Consider the following 5,124-nt stretch of genomic DNA (forward strand, 5'->3'; position numbering starts at 1 on the left):
GCTGACTACGACTTCTCTAAACGCACTTCTGCTCTGGTTTCTGCCGGCTGGTTGAAAGAAGGCAAAGGCGACTACAAATACGAGAAAACTGCTGGCACTGTTGGCCTGCGTCACAAATTCTAATCTTTGGATTAGTATGAAAAAGAGCCTGTTTTATGCAGGCTCTTTTTTATTCTTATGCCCTACCCTCAACGAAAATTAATTTAAGCGTTGTATATAAAAAGGCCGTCTGAAACCAATCAGTTTCAGACGGCCTTTAGTCTATCTATCCTTATTGCCAAATGACAATAAGTTCAACAGACAAGCTTTATTTTTCATTCAGAATCTTACCGACAATCTCGCCCACATCTTTCGACAAGCCTTCTTGTGCATTGATGCGTTGCAATTCTTTGGTCATGACGGCTTTGCGGTTGGCTTCCAATTTGTTGCAGATGTTGAAAGCCTGCACCAGTCGGGCGGCAACCTGCGGATTAAAACGGTCGATTTCCATCACTTTATCGGCTATAAAGCGGTAGCCGCTGCCATCTTCTGCATGGAAATGAGGAATATTGCGGCTGAAGCTGATCAACAAAGAACGAGCCTTATTCGGGTTTTCAATACTGAACTTAGGATGATTCAAGGCCGTCTGAACTTGCTGCAAAGTATCTTTACGGCGGCTTGAGGCAATCAGTGCAAAGTATTTGTCCATTACCAAAGCATCATCGGCGAATTTATCGGCAAATTGTGTCAACAAACGATCGCGGATGTCGCTTTCATTGCTGTTGATTGCGGATAAGATACCCCATTCGTGGGTCATGTTTTGCGCCATTGCTTCGTAATTTTCTGCAACGTGTTCAATATGCGCAGCGTCAGCACGAAGGATAAATGCCCTGCAAGCATTGCGCAAGGTGCGCCAGCCGGCCAATTCCGGGCTGTATTCATAACGAACAGCGGCATCAGCCTGGTTTTCTTGCTCGGCAGCTTGACGGTTCAACTCGCGCCATTGAGGCAGGAACTTGACGGCAACGGCATTGAGCAAGGCTTCGCGCGCTTGATGAACCTGAATCGGGTCAATATTTTCTTCTTCCGCCCATACATCGGTTTCAGACGGCATTTGCAGCAAAATGGCACGGAATGCCGGATCAAAGTCACCGGAAACCACCAAAGCCAAAGCATCCATCAATGCTTTATGTTCCGGCAAAGGACGGCCTTCCGCCAATGCCTGACGGTTGGCGTTAATGGCGCGATGATACAAGGTTTGAGCAGCCTCCCAACGGGCAAACTCATTTTCATCTGCCGCCAGTAAAGTGGCCAATTCTTGCTCGCTGTACGGATAGTTCAGGGTAACCGGTGCAGAGAAATCTCGCAGCAGAGACGGGATAACCGGCTCATTGACGCCGCCCAACACAAAAGTCTGCTCAGCTTCAGTCAATACCAAAACCGCCTCTTTCACCCGTTTGCCTTGATATTCAAACTCAACCGCTTCGCCTTTCTCATTCAGCAAACCGGTTTTGACCGGAATCATCATCGGCTGTTTGTCTGCCATATCGGGCGTTGCCGGAATGGTTTGTTTGATGGTCAATTCAAACGCACCATCTTTCAGACGGCCTTGGGCATCTAAAACCGGCGTACCGGCTTGGCTGTACCACAAAGCAAACTGATCAAGATTGATGCCGTTTGCGTCTGCCATTGCGGCACGGAAATCATCACAGGTCACTGCCTGACCGTCATGGCGTTGGAAATACAGCTTCATGCCTTTTTGGAATCCCTCTTCTCCGAGCAAGGTGTGATACATACGCACGACTTCCGCACCTTTTTCATAGACGGTCATGGTGTAGAAGTTGTTCATCTCTTCATAGCTGGCCGGGCGGACAGGATGCGCAGTCGGGCCCGCATCTTCAGGGAATTGGAACAAGCGCAGCATACGGACATTGTCGATACGGCGTACCACGCGGCTGGCTCGGTCGCCGGAAAACTCTTGATCGCGGAATACAGTCAAACCTTCTTTCAGAGATAATTGGAACCAATCGCGGCAGGTTACGCGGTTGCCCGTCCAGTTATGGAAATATTCGTGGCCGACAACAGATTCTATGCCTTCAAAGTCGGTATCGGTTGCAGTACGGCTGTTGGCCAGCACGAACTTGGTGTTGAAAATATTCAAACCTTTGTTTTCCATCGCACCCATATTGAAATCGCCCACGGCAACGACCATGAAAATATCCAAGTCGTATTCCAAGCCAAAGCGTGTTTCGTCCCATTTCATCGCATTTTTCAACGATTCTACTGCAAAACCGACTTTAGGTTTGTCTGTCTCAGTGGTGTAGAACTCGATTTTGACCTTACGGCCGCTCATGGTCGTAAAATAATCTTCCGTTACCGCCAAATCGCCTGCTACCAAAGCAAAGAGATAGCTCGGTTTGGCAAACGGGTCTTCCCATTTCACCCAATGACGGCCGTCTGAAAACTCGCCGCCATCGATTTTATTGCCGTTAGACAGCAACACCGGATAGCGTTTTTTGTCTGCAACGATCGTGGTAGTAAATTTAGACATGACATCCGGACGGTCGATATAGAAGGTAATTTTGCGGAAGCCTTCCGGTTCGCATTGGGTAAACAGATTGCCGCCGGAAGCATACAGACCCATCAAAGATTTGTTCTCAGCTGGCAAAATTTCAGTTTCCACTTCCAGCGTAAAGTTTTCAGACGGCACGCCGGCAATCGTCAGTTTTTCGTCTTCCAACACATAATCTACGACCTGGCTGTTTACTTTCACAGACAGCAGTTTTGCCGAACCATCCAATACCAATGGCTCCCCTGCTCTTTCAGGTTGAACGGTCAGACTGGATTTGACGATGGTTTGCGGTTCTAAAATATCGAAATGCAGGTCGGTTTTCAGAATACGGTACGCTGGCGCGGCGTAGTCTTTCAAATAATGGATGGTTTTGCTCATTTGTTCTCTTTCAGAGTCATGCGGTAAATAGATGAAGCATATCGTTTCATCTAGCCTAAATTCAAGTGTTTTCAGAAAAAAAAGCCGTCTGAAACCTAAAATTTCAGACGGCCTCCCTATTCAGACAACAAATCTAGTTGCCTGTCATTGCCAACTTACCATTGATACAGCGCACCGGCACCGACACCGACATGACCGTCGGTATTGGCCGAGAAGTTGCCTTTGACAATCCAGTTGCCGCCGTCGCTCATCGCAGACACGCCGATGGCCATGGCAGACTGACCACCGTAGTAGCCGCTGCCGACACCGATACCGGTCGCACCCGGACGGGTTACTTGCGGAATCGAGCCTTGGGCAATCGCACCGGCCACACCCGCGTAGGCTTTCTTACCTACTTGGTTGATGTTGTTCTGCAACTCGGTACCCAAACCGATCAACTGGTTCACGTTTGCCGCATCTGTACCGTCTTTACCCGGAGCTACATTGGTAATGCGTTGGCCGCCGTTATTCAGACCGACAGGAGACAGTTTGACTTGGTTGTTCGGATTGTTTTCAGTCGGTGCAGCGATGGTTACGCCATCGTTGTTGACCACGGTATTGCCTGCGGTCAGACCATCTTTGTTCAACGCAACTTTATCACCGACTTTCACGCCGTCGTTATTCATCACAGTATCGCCTGCTTTGAATGTATCGGCATTCACTGTCTTCACGCTAATCTCGTCAGCCAACTTCAGTTGAGCGCCACCGGCTACGGTTTCGCTGATGATGTTGCTGTCGCCTTTAACGTTGATGGTGTCGCCCAACGCGTAGTTGTTGTTGCCGGTCGTACCGCCGAAGTTAATGCCTTTAGCAATAGTCGCAGCATTGTTGGCTACGTTTTGGTTGGTTGCGTACAACTGGCTGCCATTGACGGCATCTTTGCTGTTGGCATTGATGTCGCCATCCGCTACGTTGGTTACTTTGTTGCCCGCATTGTCCAAGCCGTCTTTCGTCAGGTTTACCTTGCCTGCTTTCAAGCCATCTTTGTTCAATGCAACATCGTCACCCACTTTGACACCGTCAGTATTCACTGCGGTATCGCCGGCTTTCACGCTGTCAACATCCAAGTCTTTATCGGTTGCCACCTCGTAAACAGTTTGACCCTTGTCGCCTGTTTTCTGAGTCACAACGATGTTCTTACCTTGAACGACTCCAGTCTTAGATGCAGCGGCAGCTTGTTTCAGTTGAGAAACATTGACTGCATCGGTGTCATCCGTACCGGCTGCAACGTTGGTAATCTTATTGCCGCCATTGTCCAAGCCGTCTTTAGTCAGGTTTACCTTGCCTGCTTTCAAGCCGTCTTTGTTCAATGCAACATCATCGCCAACTTTCACACCGTCATTATTCATCACGGTATCGCCTGCGGTAACACTGTCTACTTTCAAGTTTTTATCGGTAGCCACTTTGTAAATGGTTTGGCCATTGGCGCCGACATCCTGAGTAACAACAATGTTATCGCCTTGAACGACTTCAGTCTTAGCCGCAGCCGCAGCTTTGTTCAACTGAGCAACATTCACCGCATCAGTATCATCGGTACCAGCCACAACATTGGTAATCTTGTTGCCGCCGTTGTTCAAGCCAGCTTTAGTCAGGTTGACATCACCAACTTTTACGCCGTCAGTATTGACTGTGGTGTCACCGGCTTTCACGCTGTCAACTGCCAAGTCTTTAGCCAATTTGACTTCCAACTTATCAGAGCCATTCGCTACAACGCCGATATTGCCGTCTGAAAGTTTGGCTGCATCGGTTTGACCGCCAACAATATTCAGCTTCGTACCCGGTTTGCGTTCAACGTCTTTGCCACTGTCGCCGCCGAAAGTCAAAGGCAGATTGGCAGTTGCATTAACGGCTTTGATTGCATCGTGGATATTGTTCTCACCAGTACCGCCAATATCGGTCATGCTGATGTTGCCGCCATTATTGGCCGCATTGCCACCCAATACATTCACCAACTGATCTTGGGCCGCATTCAGCTGCTCTTCAGTCGCCGCACGTTTGCCTTGGGCAAAATCGCTGCCGCCCAAAGTCGTATTGCTCAAGCCGCTGACCTCGCCTTTATCACCATCGATTTTCACCGGAGCAGCTTGACCAACATTCAATACATCGGCCAGTTTCAGCTGTGCACCACCGGCTACGGTTTCGCTGATGATGTTGCT

3 protein-coding genes are annotated in these 5,124 nt (G+C 49.0%); 1 reads left to right on the top strand and 2 read right to left on the bottom strand.

Annotated elements, in window-relative coordinates; translation table 11 throughout:
- The coding region (locus tag HMPREF2675_RS11250) for a porin (RefSeq protein WP_210389043.1) at positions 1-123 on the top strand (123 nt) is incomplete at its 5' end.
- Between the two features lie 184 nt (positions 124-307).
- On the opposite strand, the gene pepN is transcribed toward HMPREF2675_RS11250, so the two are convergent.
- Complete coding sequence (gene pepN / locus HMPREF2675_RS05120; RefSeq protein WP_070814285.1) at positions 308-2,929, bottom strand: aminopeptidase N; 2,622 nt, start codon at positions 2,927-2,929, stop codon at positions 308-310.
- Positions 2,930-3,084: 155 nt separating this feature from the next.
- Positions 3,085-5,124 (bottom strand): YadA family autotransporter adhesin (locus tag HMPREF2675_RS05125; RefSeq protein ID WP_210399848.1); only part of this gene is annotated, 2,040 nt, incomplete at its 5' end.

This window comes from Neisseria sp. HMSC061H08 (assembly GCF_001836795.1).
Taxonomy (GTDB): domain Bacteria; phylum Pseudomonadota; class Gammaproteobacteria; order Burkholderiales; family Neisseriaceae; genus Neisseria; species Neisseria subflava_A.

Bases quoted from the DNA above. Each gene is read 5' to 3' on its own strand.
- pepN (WP_070814285.1), bottom strand. From the start codon at position 2,929: ATGAGCAAAACCATCCATTATTTGAAAGACTACGCCGCGCCAGCGTAC.